Source organism: Azospirillum sp. TSH58 (assembly GCF_003119115.1).
Classification (GTDB): Bacteria; Pseudomonadota; Alphaproteobacteria; order Azospirillales; family Azospirillaceae; genus Azospirillum.
In genome coordinates this window covers 850,660-865,793 of the sequence record NZ_CP022367.1, presented here as the reverse complement: position 1 = coordinate 865,793, position 15,134 = coordinate 850,660, and the positions used below count along the sequence as shown (strand labels likewise).

General features: G+C 66.4%; 12 protein-coding genes and 5 tRNA genes. 7 read left to right on the top strand and 10 right to left on the bottom strand.

The genetic code is table 11. The annotated features are described in order from the left end of the window. The first annotated feature begins 1 nt into the window (after nt 1). Nucleotides 2-1,639, top strand: a complete 1,638-nt coding sequence (locus TSH58p_RS25455) for a nuclease domain-containing protein (protein WP_109072007.1) — start codon at nt 2-4, stop codon at nt 1,637-1,639. A gap of 53 nt (nt 1,640-1,692) precedes the next feature. Here the strand turns inward: TSH58p_RS25455 and TSH58p_RS25450 are convergent. Both TSH58p_RS25450 and TSH58p_RS25445 read right to left on the bottom strand, forming a co-directional pair. Then, nucleotides 1,693-2,498 (bottom strand): IS5-like element ISAzba7 family transposase gene (locus tag TSH58p_RS25450; protein ID WP_109072006.1). Its coding sequence is split into 2 segments (ribosomal slippage): nt 1,693-2,171 and nt 2,171-2,498, totalling 807 coding nucleotides; the frame shifts between segments, so codons are not numbered across the junction. 56 nt (nt 2,499-2,554) lie between these two features. Further along, nucleotides 2,555-3,433 carry a DNA-binding protein gene (locus TSH58p_RS25445; RefSeq protein WP_146205934.1) on the bottom strand — a complete coding sequence of 293 codons (879 nt, stop codon included), beginning with the start codon at nt 3,431-3,433 and terminating at the stop codon, nt 2,555-2,557. Nucleotides 3,434-4,053: 620 nt separating this feature from the next. Between TSH58p_RS25445 and TSH58p_RS25440 the strand changes: the two genes are divergently transcribed. The 4 genes from TSH58p_RS25440 (at nt 4,054) to TSH58p_RS25425 (ending at nt 8,861) form a co-directional block, all read left to right on the top strand. Then, complete coding sequence (locus TSH58p_RS25440; RefSeq protein ID WP_109469555.1) at nt 4,054-6,054, top strand: MobA/MobL family protein; 2,001 nt, start codon at nt 4,054-4,056, stop codon at nt 6,052-6,054. Nucleotides 6,055-6,190: 136 nt separating this feature from the next. Continuing rightward, entirely contained in the window at nt 6,191-7,390 is a 1,200-nt protein-coding gene (locus TSH58p_RS25435; protein ID WP_109469057.1) for an IS256 family transposase, read from the top strand. 254 nt (nt 7,391-7,644) lie between these two features. Continuing rightward, a complete protein-coding gene (locus tag TSH58p_RS25430; protein WP_204165727.1) occupies nt 7,645-8,406 on the top strand; it encodes a hypothetical protein in 762 nt (253 codons plus the stop codon). Between the two features lie 98 nt (nt 8,407-8,504). Next, a complete protein-coding gene (locus tag TSH58p_RS25425; protein WP_109469554.1) occupies nt 8,505-8,861 on the top strand; it encodes a hypothetical protein in 357 nt (118 codons plus the stop codon). 646 nt (nt 8,862-9,507) lie between these two features. Here the strand turns inward: TSH58p_RS25425 and TSH58p_RS25420 are convergent. Beyond that, nucleotides 9,508-10,332, bottom strand: a complete 825-nt coding sequence (locus TSH58p_RS25420) for a site-specific integrase (RefSeq protein WP_109469553.1) — start codon at nt 10,330-10,332, stop codon at nt 9,508-9,510. 77 nt (nt 10,333-10,409) lie between these two features. Between TSH58p_RS25420 and TSH58p_RS25415 the strand changes: the two genes are divergently transcribed. Further along, nucleotides 10,410-11,167 (top strand): IS5-like element ISAzba5 family transposase gene (locus TSH58p_RS25415; RefSeq protein ID WP_109469197.1). Its coding sequence is split into 2 segments (ribosomal slippage): nt 10,410-10,743 and nt 10,743-11,167, totalling 759 coding nucleotides; the frame shifts between segments, so codons are not numbered across the junction. On the opposite strand, the gene TSH58p_RS33685 is transcribed toward TSH58p_RS25415, so the two are convergent. The 6 genes from TSH58p_RS33685 to TSH58p_RS25385 form a co-directional block, all read right to left on the bottom strand. Beyond that, nucleotides 11,121-12,326 carry a DUF6538 domain-containing protein gene (locus tag TSH58p_RS33685; protein ID WP_199230255.1) on the bottom strand — a complete coding sequence of 402 codons (1,206 nt, stop codon included), beginning with the start codon at nt 12,324-12,326 and terminating at the stop codon, nt 11,121-11,123. The genes TSH58p_RS25415 and TSH58p_RS33685 overlap by 47 nt on opposite strands. Nucleotides 12,327-12,455: 129 nt before the next feature. Further along, nucleotides 12,456-12,529: transfer RNA gene (locus TSH58p_RS25405), tRNA-Gln, on the bottom strand. Between the two features lies 1 nt (nt 12,530). Next, nucleotides 12,531-12,605 (bottom strand) — tRNA-Val (locus TSH58p_RS25400). Nucleotides 12,606-12,639: 34 nt separating this feature from the next. Next, nucleotides 12,640-12,716 (bottom strand) — tRNA-Asp (locus tag TSH58p_RS25395). Between the two features lie 99 nt (nt 12,717-12,815). After that, nucleotides 12,816-12,891: transfer RNA gene (locus tag TSH58p_RS25390), tRNA-Ala, on the bottom strand. Between the two features lies 1 nt (nt 12,892). Next, nucleotides 12,893-12,967, bottom strand: a tRNA-Thr gene (locus TSH58p_RS25385). A gap of 177 nt (nt 12,968-13,144) precedes the next feature. Here TSH58p_RS25385 and TSH58p_RS25380 point away from each other — a divergent pair. Continuing rightward, nucleotides 13,145-14,464: a class I SAM-dependent methyltransferase gene (locus TSH58p_RS25380; protein WP_247874319.1), complete on the top strand. Its 1,320-nt coding sequence runs from the start codon at nt 13,145-13,147 to the stop codon at nt 14,462-14,464. Between the two features lie 86 nt (nt 14,465-14,550). On the opposite strand, the gene TSH58p_RS25375 is transcribed toward TSH58p_RS25380, so the two are convergent. Further along, complete coding sequence (locus tag TSH58p_RS25375) at nt 14,551-15,024, bottom strand: RT0821/Lpp0805 family surface protein (RefSeq protein WP_109469552.1); 474 nt, start codon at nt 15,022-15,024, stop codon at nt 14,551-14,553. Nucleotides 15,025-15,134 lie beyond the last annotated feature (110 nt).

Here is a 15,134-nt window from a genome sequence, read left to right as displayed (position 1 = left end):
TGTGGACATCACGCTTTCCCTGTACCGGAAGAGCAATGGTTGGCAGGACGCGACCCCGCCGGACGAGGACGCCATCGTTGCCTGCACCGAGGGAGACCGGCTGCAGCTGCGGGTGAGGGCGGCGGAGGCGCCAACGGTCCATATGGGGGGCGACGACCTCGCACCGGCCCGGTTAGGCATGGTGGAAGGGCAAGTGGAAGCCGCCTACGAGTTCGTCATCGACAGCTGGGCGGGACGCACGAGCCTGCACGTTGCCGTGGGCGAGCGTCGGCGCCGGCTGATCCTCGATGTGCAGCCACACCCTGGGAAGCTTGGCATCGAAGCCTTCGCAGCCATGCTGAATGAGCTGTCGGAGCGCTCCGCCGCCCTGCCCTGGGGCATGTCGCCGGGGCAGCAGGGTGGGCGCATCGCCGGTCCGACGGCGGCAGCGATCTTCCCGGCGGTGCTGGACGCGCTCATGCCGGAAATGCTGCGCCACCTCCGCCGCTTCCTGCGCGACCCGCCGATCGCGGTGCGGCGGCGCGACCTGGCGCCGCTGTCCATGGCGCGGCGCCCCGACACCCAGACGGTACGCTGGCTCGCCAACCATGCGCGGACCCTGCTGGCTCTGCGCCCAGGTGACCGGGGCACCGGGGAGCAGCTGGCCGTGCTGCCCAGCGTGGAGCAGCCGATCACCGTGACCAACCACGACCACCCGGTCACCCGCCATCTCCACTTCCAGCTCTTGCGGGTGCGCCAGATGGTGGATGCCACGGCGCGCCGGTTCGAGACATTGGCCGGCAGCGGCAACTGGCGCATCGATCCGTTTGTTCGTGGGTATGCCGCGCGGGTTGCTGAGCAATGCCGTCAGCATCGCGCCGCGCTGGCCGACGCATTGTCCGCCCCTGCCTTCCGACAGTCGCCGCCCGAACCGGCACGGGAGGGCGCCTTGCAGGCGCTGGCGGACCTGCCCGCCGCGGCCGCGGTCCAGCGTCTGGCGCACCGGCTGCTCGGCGCCGGCCTGCAGCTCGATGTTGAGTCTGCGCTGGAGGCCAGCGTAAAGCGGACCTACGACCTGTACGAGTCGGTGGTCTTCTACAGGTTGGCCGACGCGGTGCAGGCGGCGCTCGGCCCGGGTTGGACGGCGCGCTGGTCCGAACCGGCTGGCGATGTGCACGAGGAGAAACCTCATGCCGCTGTTGAATGGCAGCGGGATGGGCAGCCGGCCGAGTCCGTGCGGCTGCTGTACCAGCAGACGTTCCGGGCGCATTCCGGCAAGCCCAACATGTGGCGCAGCCTGAGCGGGGAACTCCGTCCCGACTACGTCATCGTGTTCGAGACGGACGGCGACTGCCACGGGTGGGTAATTCTCGACGCCAAATACCGCGCCAGCCGCGCCGCCGTGCATGACGCGCTGCGTGATCTGCACGTCTACCGAGATGCCCTGCGCCATCGCGACCGCAGAGCCCATGCCGCGTTCATCATCGTCCCTGCGCTGGACCAGGACGCCTCCGCCTATGCCACAGCCGATTACGTTGCGGAGCACGCCTTCGGCGCCGTATTGAGCGGTACTGATGGAGATGGCTTGGCGTCCTGCCTGCGCGTTCACTGCAGCTGTGTGATGGGTTCGCAGGAAAGCGCCGTCGAACCATCCATGTGAGAGCGCCTTTGGAGCCGTTGGGCAGACCGCCCGACTGGGACGTTTTAGAACGCCTAACAGAACCATCTTTGGACGAAGCGCCAGCAGATGAGGCTGGCGGCGATGTGGTGAAAGGCGGTGAAGATGTCGGCGCGCCGTTCGTAGCGGACGGCGATGCGGCGGAAGCGGGCGAACCAGGCGAGCGTACGCTCGACCACCCATCGGTGTCGGCCCAGACGCTCGCTGCTCTCGACGCCACGCCGGGCGATCCGCGGAATGATCGCTCGTTGGCGCAGCGCCCTCCGGCAGTGGGCGAAGTCGTAGCCCTTGTCGGCGTGAAGCTTGGCCGGGCGACGCCGTGGCCGGCCCGCACACTGGCGGATCGCCGGCACGGCATCGACCAGCGTCTCCAGCAGCTTGCTGTCGTGCCGGTTGGCCGGCGAGATCTTCAGGGCGAGGGGGATGCCATTGGCTTCGACGAGGATGTGACGCTTGGAGCCCGGCTTGCCGCGATCCGTCGGGTTCGGGCCGGTCTCCTCGCCCCCCTTTTTGCTGGAACGCTGGCGCTGTCCACCGCCGCACGATCCCAGTTGATGGCGTTGGCATAGCCGAGCCGGTCGAGCAGCACGCGATGCAGCCGTTCCCACACCCCAGCCCGATGCCACTCGTGCAGACGCCGCCAGCAGGTCATCCCCGAGCCGCAGCCCATCTCCACCGGCAGAAGCTCCCAAGGGATGCCCGTGCGCAGCACGAACAGGATGCCGGTCAGCGCCGCACGATCGTCCAACCGGGGCCGTCCGCCTTTCGGCTTGGGCGGCTCCGGCGGGATCAGCGGTTCGATGATCGCCCACAAGGCGTCGCAAACAAGAGGGGCTGCCATGCCCCTACCAACCGTTCCCGGCCGGTTTTGTTACGCACTCTTACAGAACGTCTGGCTCAGGCGCCGCCCGACACAGCGGCCTCCGCAAGACCCAGGCCAGGCTGATCGGCGGGCAGCATCTTCCGCGCCGCCGGTCGAGGACTCGACTGCGCGGAAGGCGCAACTGACGTTTTCAAGACTTCCACCTGCTCCTGGAGGCGGGCCATCTCCTCCCGGGTATCCTGAAGCGCCTGATCGAAGTGAGCTCTGGCGGCCACGTCTGCACGGATCTGCTCCAACAGAGACTCGTGACGCTCGGCTGTGAACTGTTCCAATTGACGGCGCATCTCCTGTCGCTCGGTCTGTGCCTCAGCTTCCCGACGCCTACCGTCCTCGACGGCCTCCTCCAACGCCAGGATTTTGGCTTCGCTGTCCGCAAGCTCGATCCGGAGCCGCTCCTGCTCCTCGACGGCAGTGTCAAAATCCGCAAGAAGTTTCTCGTACTCCTTCTCTGCGGTCGCGAGTCGCATGGTGAGGCCGTTCTGCCGTTCCTGACTGGCAGCGAGTGAACGCTGAACGCCCTCCAATGCCAGGGGCTGCCGCTGGGCGCTGGACCGCCTCTCTTCGGACCGGGCCGCTTCGGTCGCAATGAAGAAGGCCTTCAACGCTTGTTCAACGGCTTGACGGAAATGGGCTTCAGCCGTCCGGTTTCGTACTTCGGACCCACTCTCGGGCGGTTCTACATCTGCGGGACTCGTCGTGGGTTCATCGACGACGAAAAGATCAGGTTCCTGTGCCTTCAACGCCCGGATTTCGCGGCCGATGTCCCGGTAAGAGCCGCCGCCGATCTGAGCACGGACGTCGTCGTATGTCGGGGAGATCTTGCGGCTAACCAACGTAATCACGGCAGTTCGGATTACCGCGTAGAGCGTGGGATCGCTCTTCTGGGAAGACATTTACAAACCTCGCAGATGGCGACGCCATGGCGTCAGCGTACCCGTGATCTGCCATTTTTTTCTGGCCGGGGAAGGGGCATTGCGGAATCGCAAACGGTCTCCGCCGAACGCCTGCCTACCCGCTACCCGCTACCCGGATGAACACACGCCTGCCGTCGTCGAGGCCAAAGCGTCGGGTGAGGCAAATTCTGGTTGGGAATGTCGGGACGGCTTTCGCTTCCACGCTCCTGCGGCGGCTCATTCCGTCAGATCGCGCCGAGCCGCTTTCCACTCTCAACGGCGTGATGTACCAGGACGATCCACAGGGGTCGCTGGTGGTGCCCCTCGATGATCGGATGACCACAGCTCGGTTCCGAGCCTGGGTACGGCGCATGTCCCTGGGATTGCCGGGGCCAATGCAGAACAACACCCAAAAAATTGCCCGGCGCCCGATGCGGCGGGGCGGAACCCTCCATAGGCTTCCTTCCGAGCCAGGCTGCCCGGGCGTCGGACCTCCGGCCCTCGCCACGGGCAGCCTCGAGCGATGAAGTGTGCAGTTAGGCGTTGCGGCGGGCCGCAACGCCTCCGGGGCCGGCCAGGGCCGGTTGCCGGATCGACGACGGCGTGGAGGTGCCGATGCCGTGGCGGACCTGGGATACTTTCGCATTGAACAGAGCATGCTCTCCCGCGGCGCCGGCGCGAAGGCCGGGGCCTCGGCGGCTTATCAATCCGGTGGACGGTTCCGCACCGTCATCGCAGCGGCCGCTTACCAAGCTGGGGTCGGTCTGACCATCGGCGCCGACCTGCGGGAGGCGTGGGCGGCGAAGGGGCAGGATCCTGTGTCGGCGGTTGCGGACTTCACGGGCAAGTCGGGCGTTCACCACACCGACATCCGCGTGCCCGCGGGCGCGCCCGCTTGGTGCGCCGACCGTCAAACCTTGTGGACCAGGGTGGAACTCAGCGAACGGCGCCGTGACGCGACGCTGGCGCTGCAATACACGCTGTCGCTCAGCCGGGAGATCCCCATCGCGATGTCGATCCGGTCGGTGGAGCGCTTCGTTGATGAGCACCTCGGATCACGCAACCTGATCGCCGACATTGCGATCCATCTGTATGGGCGCCCCCTGGACCCCAGGGTGCCGGCCGCCGCCGAGAGGCTGGCGAACACGGTCGATCTCGGGTGGCCGGTGATCCCGGTGGCCCGTGTCCCCAGCACTCCCCCGGTGGACGGCCCCCACGCCCTGGAGTTGCCCGATGGGCGCCTCGTCGTCTACCAGCCGCACGCGCACGTTCTGGCGACGACGCGCCCGCTCGTCGACGGCGCCCTCGGCCCGAAGGACCGCGACCTGTCGCGGAAGGCCCTTCTGATCGGAAGCCGCAAGCTGTGGGAGCACCTGTGCAACCAGGCCTTGGCCGAGGCCGGGGCGACCCATCGCGTAAATCAGCGGTCGAAGTGGCATCGCCACCGTCAACAGCAGGACCTCGGCGCCGTCGGGCCGCACCATGAACCGCTTTCCCAGGTGCCGCTCGGTCCGGCCTATCACCCGGTCGTCGAGGGGCGCGCTCTGGATTTTGGAGGAGTGGACGTCATGCCTCATGAATTCAATGCCATCGTGGCGGAACTCGAAAAGTCCAGACGCGCAGCGCCCGACAAAAAATCGGTGCGTCTGGCTCGGGCCATTGTCCGGATCGAGGAACTGGAAGCGCAAGGGGTTCGCTTCAGCCGGGAAACGGGTGGGATGGTGAGGGTCGAAGCTCCTTCCGGTGTGGTCGTTGACTGGCATGACCGCGCCTTGTGGAGCGGGATACACGCGATGGTGCTCGACTACCTGGAGACCCGCGACGCGGAACGGAAAGTGCGTGCGCCCGAACCGGGGACCGTCGGGACCGCCGGTCCTGGGGCAAGTGACAGGATGTCGACGGCGCCGGAACCGACGATGGAGGCGGCGCGGCTGAGGGAGGAACTGGACGCTGCCACGCGGAGCGTTGCGACCATCGCTGCGGCGACCGGGCAGGCGCAGCCGGATGCCGCGGTGTCTCTGGCCGACGGCATCGTCACCGTCGCCCGCGGCGCCATGGCGACCGCGTACGAGAGATCGCGCGGCGCGCTGACGCGTGAGCAGCAGGCGCGTGCGTCGGCGGAGATGCGCGCCGAGGAACTCACCAGGGACTTGGCACGTACGAAGACCGCTCTGGTGCTGGAGCAGGAGAAGCGGCGGGCAACGGAAGCGGACTGTGGTGCCCTGCGCGCGGAAGGGACTTCACTGCGGCAGCAACTGACCGAGGCGAAGCGCAGCGCCGAGTCTGCGACCATCACCGGAGCGGCGGCTGCCCGGCAGGCCGACGAAGACCGGCAAGGGCGTCACCGTGCCGAAGAGGCACTTCGCCTCGTGCGCCAGACAATCGACACCGACGCTGCCGACGAACAGTTGGCGCTTGAGCTGCGCAAGCGGTTGCAGGCTGCCAGCCGACAGTCCGACGCCGTGGAGGAGGCGGCGCGGTCAGCGGGGCTGACGCCGGAGGTCCTGCCCGGCGAACCCGGCGCCCAGCTACGGGCGATTGCGCAGGCGAACCGTGACCGGGAACTGGACGAGGTGGCCACCCTGTTGGACGCGCCGGTCACGTCCCTGAACGTGGTGTAGGAGCTGTGGGGAGCCGGCCCGCCGAAGCGCCCCCAGAGCTGGCGTAGGCGGGCCGGTTTTCCACAGCGGGGCGGTCATCGTGGGTCTTCGGTAGAGTCTGGTCACCACACCTCAACCCGACCGAAGGGTGACCACGATGACCGACGAGATGATGGCGCTTCGCGCGCTGCTGGAGAAGAGCCCTGACGCTGACGTCTTGCGCGAGATGATCGGCTTCGCGGCCGAGCGGCTGATGGAACTGGAGGTGCAAGGCCTGACCGGCGCCGCCCACGGTGAGCGCTCCGCCGAGCGGCTGGTTCAGCGCAACGGCTACCGCGAGCGTGATTGGGAGACCCGAGCCGGCACCGTCGAGCTGCGCATCCCCAAGCTGCGCAAGGGCAGCTACTTCCCCGGCTTCCTGGAGCCGCGCCGCATGGCCGAGAAGGCGCTGACCGCCGTGATCCAGGAAGCCTACGTCCACGGCATCTCGACGCGCTCGGTGGATGATCTGGTGAAGGCGCTCGGCATGAGCGGCATCTCCAAGAGCCAGGTCAGCCGGCTGTGCGAGGAGATCGACGAGCGGGTGAAGACCTTCCTGGAGCGTCCCATCGAAGGCGATTGGCCGTACCTGTGGATCGACGCCACCTACGTGAAGGTTCGCCAGAACGGGCGCATCGTCTCGGTGGCGGTCACCATCGCGGTGGCCGTGAACACCGACGGCCGGCGCGAGGTGCTGGGCATGGACATCGGCGCCTCGGAAGCCGAGACCTTCTGGATCGAGTTCCTGCGCAAGCTCAAGCGCCGCGGCTTGGCCGGGGTGAAGCTGGTGATCTCCGACGCCCACGAAAGCATCAAGGCCGCCGTGTCCAAGGTGTTCCGCGCCACGTGGCAGCGCTGTCGGGTGCACTTCATGCGCAACGCCCTGGCGCATGCCGGGCGGAGCGGCCGGCGCGTGGTGTCGGCCTTCATCGCCACCGCGTTCGCCCAGGATGACGCCGGCGCCGCCAAGGCGCAGTGGCGCCAGGTGGCCGATCAGGTCCGCCCCAAGCTGCCCAAGTTGGCCACCCTGCTCGACGAGGCCGAGGAGGACGTGCTGGCCTTCATGACCTTTCCCAAGGAGCACCGCGCCAAGATCCACAGCACGAACCCGCTGGAGCGGCTGAACGGCGAGATCAAGCGGCGCACCGAGGTGGTGGGCATCTTCCCCAACGAGGCGGCGATCACCCGGCTCATCGGCGCCATCCTGCTCGAACAGAACGACGAATGGGCGGTGCAGCGGGCACGCTACATGACCCTGGAAACCATCGCCCCCTTGCGCGATGATCTCGCCCTCACGTTGCCCGCTGCGACCGCGTGACTGTCCCGGCCAGACACGCCGGAGACCAGATGAGCGCCCCGGCTCCTACACCACGCCTCGGGACACGACCGACGCGCCGGTGCGGGCGCTTGGTGTGCACCTCCGCGGTGCCGCTGCCGAGCGGGTTCCCACGGCTCTGGCGATCCTCACGACGGCGATCGAAGGGCGGAATGCGGAGCTTGCGCGGGAGCGCGCCAGCCGCGAGCAGGCGGAACTGGAAGCGCAGGGGTGGAAGCGCGCATATCAGACACGGTGTGCACCTCCGCGGTGCCGCTGCCGAGCGGGTTCCCACGGCTCTGGCGATCCTCACGACGGCGATCGAAGGGCGGAATGCGGAGCTTGCGCGGGAGCGCGCCAGCCGCGAGCAGGCGGAACTGGAAGCGCAGGGGTGGAAGCGCGCATATCAGACACTGGTTCGCCACGGCCGGCGATTGGTGATGCTCCTTGCCCGGCAGGCCGGGCTGGTCGAACCGGCGAAGGCGGCGTGGCGTCTGCTGATGGATGCCATCAGTCATGGCAAGGAGCCGGGCGATCTTTCCTCTGCGCTCGCCAGCCGGCGCGATGATGCTCCAGCGCGCGGTGAGGCGCTGAACAGGAGCCCGCGGCAGGAGGAAGGCCAGCAGACTGGGCAGCCCGACAAGGTGAACCCCGACGCGGAAGCGGCGCCCATCATGGGCGGCGTGAAGCCACCCCCGGCAATCCAGGAGCCGCTGGAGGCCATGACCGGCGAGAAGCCGCGGCCATCGGGCGTGGTGGCGGGCGCCGTCCGGTTGACCAGCGCCGCGACCGAGGCCGTCAAAGCCTTGGAGGCGCGGCTCAACGCGATGAGCAAGGACGACTTCTTGGAGGCCGCGCGGGCAACCGAACGGACAGCGCGTGAGGCGGGCGAGGAGGGGCGCCGGAACGAACACCGGCACGCCTACTCGGTCATCGCAAGGGTTGCGCGGCAGCGTGGCGTTGCCCTGCAGCCTCTCCAGCCGTCCAAGCCCCGGATCCGCGACGAGTATGCGAGGTGACAGGCAGTGGTTGGGACGCGTCGGCGTTGCGTCCACCCGGTGTGGCGGCTGCCCTGCGGGCCGCCACACCGGGCGGTCGCAACTCAGGACGACCCGTGATGATGACCACTCCAGTGCGGAGCGGCGCAGCCCTGGCCGCGTGCATCGAAGACGACGCGATCATCCGTGTGCTTACAGCGGAACAGAACGCGGCGACCATGAAGTTCGTAGATTGGCTTCAGGAAACCCTACAGCGCTGGGCCTGCGGGCAGCGCGGCGCCGCCGAGCGGCGGACGCTGGACATGATCGTCCAGGCAGCAGAGGCGATGGACTACCGGCTTTCCCTGTCGGTACAGGACATCTTCGACATCGTAGAAGACCTCGACACGGCCCTCGATGCCGGCTTGGTTCTCCTCCGCGGTTTCGACCGCCCGGTCATCCGTGTGCATCTCGTGAGCAAGGGCGCTGCGCAGTAGGTGGGGGCGCCGGAGCGTCCTGGTGCGCCCCTCTATAGGAACCGACCGCGCTTCGGCTCCTGATACGGGCTCCCTGCCTCGACCCATTTGGCACGGCGCCTTCTTTTCGGCAGGGCGCGTTGCTGGTCCCGAACGCGGCTGTACACAGAACCGGGCGGAATGGGCTACCATCTCGACAGAATGGACGCATCCGGCCGAGTTGTCCCGCTCCCCCGTTCATCATCTGCCGATCTTCCAATCCGCTAACCCTTTGGTCTTTCTGTTGATTTCTACGCCAGCGTTCAGAATTCTGCCGATGTGCCTGCCGATCTTTGTTCTGTCGGTAAACCTTTGATCACACGAGGAATTGTTCTGCCACGGCCTGCCAACCTTGCCGATCCTCGCCGCAGCGTCGAGAATGATCACTGTGTTTTTGGAGGAGGCTTGCAGTTCGGCGCAGAGAACGTGCCCGCTGTCCGCCCGTGCTGACCAGCTGTGACCATGAAAGCCAGGGCATTTTGCTCCGTAACGAATTCGTATCCGCGCCCTGCCAAACCCTGAGCGGCTACCCGCAGTGGTGCCCGACGGTACGCTTCCGGGTAGCGCCAAGGCGCTGGTGAATGATCTGGGAAAGCTAGCGCCTGACGCGAGAACGCTGGATGCTCGCTCAAGGTTGAATTCGATGCTTAGCCGGATCAAAACGCACAAGATGAGGCAAATTTACTTTGGGGTCAAACTTGTCCACCACCTGCTTGAGAGTAGACATATTGAACTTTTTGGTATAGCGGCCGCCCTCTCCTAGTTCCGTTGTGAGGCTATGCCCAACTACTTTGGAGATGTGAACGGATTTCGCCTGTGTGTCTTCAAGGAAGATGCGGAACGAGGCACGCAATGCATGGAAGGGGCGCGATTCATCGTAAATGCCGGTCTGGCGACAGTATTCGGTAAACCTCTGTGTGTAATAGTGAGAAAATTTTTTATCCGGGCCGCCACGCTTCAGAGTCGGCCAAAGATGGTTATCCGATTTTCTACGGAAAATGGAGACATAATCGAGAAAGCCGAGCGAGATTATGTACGAGTGGATCGGAACTCGCCGCTCGCCAGCCTCCGTCTTTACGTGATTCCCATTTTCAGAATGAATGTTGATGAACCAGATGCCATCTTCTTCTTGGATGTCCGACGCGCGAAGTTGAGCGATTTCCTCTTGGCGAAGACCATGGTACGTAGCGAGTAGAGGAAGCCAATAGTAAGCGTCGTAGACCAATGCAGTTCCCGGCTTCGCGCGGCGACTCAGATCACAGCCAGTCCAAATCGGCGTGTTAAACAGGGCTTGCAGATCTTCAGTCTCCCACATCCAGCGTTTCACTTCTGAACGACCGTAGCGATGCCCCTGGAAATGGTTCGCTCCCCTATAACCGTAATCCTCGGGCCGCTCCTTCACCCAGGAGAACAGGCCGGACAGCGCCGACATATGCCGTTTGATGGTCTTCATTGCTAGGGTCCGGACCCATAAAGAGCCTTTCCCGAAGGGAATCGTTGTGATTCAAAGCCCTGGAAAGGGGCTTTGTTATGAACGACGGTCAGTTCTGGTTGACGGTGGAGCAGTTCGGACGGCTTGAGCCACACCTTCCGCGCGATACCCGAGGCAAGCCGCGCGTGGATGACCGACGTGTGATCAGCGGGATCGTCCATGTGCTGAAGTCGGGTGGGCGCTGGGCGGACGCACCGCCGGTCTACGGTCCGCGCAAGACGCTCTACAACCGCTTCGTCCGCTGGGCGGCCAAAGGCGTGTGGGAGGACATCTTCCATGCGTTGGCAGCGGCAGGTGGCCCACCAGCCCAGGTGATGATCGACTCCACGGCGGTCCGCGCCCATCGTTCAGCGAGTGGCGGGAAAGGGGGGAGCGCGCCCAGGCCATTGGACGGTCCCGAGGTGGGAGAACCACCAAAATCCACGCCCTGAGCGATCCGCGCGGTCGGCCGCTCGCCTTCCTGTTGACCGGCGGTCAGGTGGCTGACTGCACCGCCGCCGACCGTCTGCTCGACCGGATGCCCGCCACCAATCTCCTGCACGGCGACAAGGGATACGACAGTGCCGCTGTTCGCCGGAAGATCGAAGAGGCGGGAGCCGCGCCCAACATCCCGCCACGCGCCAACAAGCGCTGGAAAAACTGCTTCTCTCCCTACCTTTATCGGAACCGTAACGTCATCGAGCGCATGTTCGGACGCCTCAAGGATTTCCGGCGCATCGCCACCCGATACGACCGCTCCGCCACCAACTTCATGGCCGCCGTCCACATCGTGGCAACCGTCGCCTACTGGTTATGAGTCCGGACCCTAGGCATTCGGGCGGATTCTCCCCGCTCTCGACCAGCGCCTTTACGCGCTTGACAGCATCGCGCATCGGCACCCTCCAATCAGGGGACCGCCCGTGCATGCGCGGAAGATGCTCCAAGGCAACCTTGAAGCTGCGCGCCTCGTCCTCGCCGTAGCCATTGATCGGACGGTCGCCCGCAAACTCAATGAGGAGACGGATCGTCATGGCGTTCTGCAACTTCGTCTGGTTTGTCCAGCGGTCGGATTTGGCCAGCGACGACATCATGTACCGCTCATACTCTGCATGAACCTCCGACAGGAGCTTCCCGCGTTCCTGACAGGTCGGCGCCGCTATGGGGGCTTCAACCTTCTCTGCGGTTCCGGGACGCACGATGGCGGGCGTCAAGGGCATGTCCAGGGTGGGGTCATCGGCTGGGAAGGCGCCGTAATCTCCGCGCTCCCGACGGGCATTGATCCCATGCACTTCTGCCAATGTTCGCAGCACCGAGCGTCGAAGCAGGTTCCGCGCGGAAACGTCAAGCGGAACCCCAGAGGCGTGCTCGCCAAGCAAGCGCTCCACGACGCCATCCGCCAGTTCGAGGTCATTCCTACGGACCGCCTGCGTCATGTAGTGGGACAGACCCGCAAAGTAGGCCGCGCGCCGTGCCGGTGTGGCGAGATCTGGCGGGGGCACGGCGTCCGTTGCCGTAGATGCGCCCGCGGCCGGCGCATCGCCAGACGAGCGTCGGCCAAGAGGATGCTCCTCGATCAGGTCTTCATCTGGAACCGAAGGCATTTCGCTGAGTGCCATCAGATCGGCCAGGGGGGATCCAGCCAAGCCCGTCGGGTTCGACGCGGGAAGCGTTCCGAAGGCCGCGCTGGGCGCCGTCGGGCGCGACGCGCGCTCCATCTCGCCTTCAAGCACCAGCTCGTTGCGCAGGTTGACCATCAGCGTGCGGATGGTGAGACCGGGCGGCGGGACTTCCATGAGCATGACTTCTTCCAACGCGAGATCGAGCGCAAGAGCCCGTCGAATGGCCGTGCGCCGGTCGCCCGTCTTGAGCGACATCTCGTATGTCGTCCGATGATCGCCGCAGGGAAGAGCGCGCGGGCAGCGTCGCCGCCAATACCAGATTCCGGAACGCAGAGAGAGGTGGGCCAGCTTCGCCACGCTCGGTCACTCCAGGCCGGCCGGGGTGCGCGATGTGCGACAGCGTTGCGAGTCAGTTTCGCACACGCCCGGCGTTGCGGGGTGCGCGCAGCCCGTAAGTTCCTGAAAGTGTTGGCCATTTGGAGAAGGTGGTTGGGGGACTAGGATTCGAACCTAGGCTGGCGGAGTCAGAGTCCGCTGTCCTACCGCTAGACGATCCCCCAATGGTGGTCCCGACTGGGATTGAACCAGTGACCCCTACGATGTCAACGTAGTGCTCTCCCGCTGAGCTACAGGACCAAACCGCGAGATACCTAACCAAACCACAAGAAAGTGGCGCGAGTGACGGGACTTGAACCCGCGGCCTCCGGCGTGACAGGCCGGCGCTCTAACCAACTGAGCTACACCCGCGTCGTTGGCGATCTTCTAAAGAACAAAGACCGCCGAAGCAAGCACTAAATTCAACCTCACCCAACTTACTCAAGTCAACCAACCAACCGCCGAAGAAGTTGGTGGAGCCGAGGGGGATCGAACCCCTGACCTCCTCATTGCGAACGAGGCGCTCTCCCATCTGAGCTACGGCCCCATGGTGCTGCCAGAGAGGATTGAACTCTCGACCTCTCCCTTACCAAGGGAGTGCTCTACCACTGAGCTACGGCAGCGTCCGGCGGGAGCGGGTGAATAGCAATCCAGGCGGCCCCCTGTCAAAGGGAAAAATATCGAAGGGGGCATTTCTTTCTTTTCACCCCCGCGAGGGCCACAGGCGGCGCTTGCATCCCGCCGCTTTCACGGGGCATCTGTGCCCCATTCCGACCATGCCCGACCGACAGGTTTTCCCCGTGGATGAGGTTCTGACCGAGGCGCGCCGCCTGATCGCGGCGCGGCATTACCGGCAGGCGGTGCGCCTGCTGCGGGACACGGCGCCGGAGGCCGGCGGGTCCGCCGAGCGCGACCGGCTGACCGGCATGGCCGCACTCGGCCGGCGTGACGCCGCCACCGCCACCGCCGCCCTGCGCCGTGCCCTGGCGCGCGAGCCGGCGCACGCGGAGACCCTCCATCATCTGGCCCAGGCCGTGCTGGCCGGAGGGGACCGCCTGCAGGCCGTGCGCTGGCTGGAGCGGGTCGCGGCGGTCGATCCCGCCTTTCCCGGCCTTCGCGAGGCGCTGGCCGGCGCCTACCGCCGCGATGCCCTCTATGAGGAGGCGCTCCGGGTGACCGGGGAGGCGCTGGCTGCCGGGAACCGGTCCGCGGACATTCTCTATGAGCGGGCGGTCAGCCTCGCCCATCTCGGCGACGCCGCGGGCGCGCTGGCCGTCTTCGACGAGCGGCTGGCCGACGATCCGGAGCATGCCGCCGCGTGGTTCGGCAGCCACGCCGCAGCACTGGGCCTGAACGGGGTCGAGGACGCGCTGCGCCGCCTGCGCCGGGCCGCGGACTGTCCGGGGGCGGCGGGCAAATACTGGGGCTTCCTGTGCGCCTACCTGCTTCTGCTGGGCCGCGACGCGGAGGCGGAGGACCTGTTCGCGGCGAAGCTGGCCGGTCAGCCGAAGCGTCTGCCGCTGGTGGAGGCGGTGACGGCGATCCGGCCGCAGCTCGCGGCCGACGTCCGGCTGTTCGGCGTCGGGGCGGAATTGCTGCGATTCGCGCTGGAGCGCGCGGAGGTGCCCGGTCTGGTGCTGGAGTTTGGCGTGCGCCGCGGCACCTCGCTGAACCAGATCGCCGACGCGGCCGGGCAGGCCGTGCACGGCTTCGATTCGTTCGAGGGGCTGCCGGAGGGCTGGGTGAACGCGCCGCGCGGCGTGCTCAGTACGGGCAAGAGCCTGCCGCCGGTGCGCGGCAACGCGGTGCTGCACGCGGGCTGGTTCGAGGACACGCTGCCGCGCTTCCTGGCGGCCCACGGCGGCGCGGTGCGCTTCGTCAATGTGGACAGCGACATCTACTCGTCGGCGCGGACGGTGCTGACCGCCCTGGCGCCCCGCTTCCGGGCGGGGACGGTGCTGGTCTTCGACGAGTTCATCGGGAACCGGACGTGGCGTGAGGACGAGTACCGCGCCTTCATGGAATATGCGGAGGAGTCCGGCGCGGCCTGGGAGATCATCGCCGTCAGCCCGCACACCAAGCAGGTGGCGATCCGGCTGCTTGCGCTTCCCGCGCCGTGACGGGGCTCCCGCCCCGGCCGACGTTTCCGCGGGGTGCGGAAGGGACGGCCGGGGCGGGGGCGCCGGGTGTTAGGACACGCCGGGTGTTAGGACACGATGCGCCAGCTGCCGTCCGGCTGCTGGCAGGCGGTGCCGTTGGCCCGCTCGGCCTTGCCGCCGACATAGACGGTCTGCTGGTACTCGCGGCAGTAGTTGCCCGAGTTGTCGCGGCCGTCGCGGACCGGGGTGATGGTGCCGCGGTTCCCCGATTCCGGGTTGTTCCACTGGATGGTCGAACCGATCGGCGCCGCGTAGGCCTGGGTGGCGGCGCGCTGGGCGTAGCCTTCGTCCGCGCGGTCGAGCGACTGGCCAAGCTCGCTGCCCAGATAGGCGCCGAGCAGCGTGCCCACACCGGTGGTGATGAGCTTGCCGGTGCCGCCGCCGAACTGCGAACCAATCACGCCGCCGGCCGCCGCGCCGCCGAGCGCGCCGACCGTCTGCTTGGTCCCGAGGCCGCCGCCGCCGCTCTGGCAGGCGGCCAGCGACAGGGCGACAAAGGCGGTAACAGCGATCTTCTTCATAGGGTCTCTGCCTCTTGGTTCCGTATAAGCCATCAACACGTAAGGCTTCGCTTTAATCCGGGGGAGCCTGCGCTTTGGTGCGTATGACTCCCGTTCAACCGCCTCTCCCG

What these genes read in the sequence shown, in the direction of transcription:
- TSH58p_RS25445 (WP_146205934.1), bottom strand. Translation starts at nt 3,433, where the DNA reads ATGTCTTCCCAGAAGAGCGATCCCACGCTCTACGCGGTAATCCGAACT.
- TSH58p_RS25420 (WP_109469553.1), bottom strand. Translation starts at nt 10,332, where the DNA reads ATGAAGACCATCAAACGGCATATGTCGGCGCTGTCCGGCCTGTTCTCC.
- TSH58p_RS25425 (WP_109469554.1), top strand. Translation starts at nt 8,505, where the DNA reads ATGATGACCACTCCAGTGCGGAGCGGCGCAGCCCTGGCCGCGTGCATC.
- TSH58p_RS25375 (WP_109469552.1), bottom strand. Translation starts at nt 15,024, where the DNA reads ATGAAGAAGATCGCTGTTACCGCCTTTGTCGCCCTGTCGCTGGCCGCC.
- TSH58p_RS25435 (WP_109469057.1), top strand. Translation starts at nt 6,191, where the DNA reads ATGACCGACGAGATGATGGCGCTTCGCGCGCTGCTGGAGAAGAGCCCT.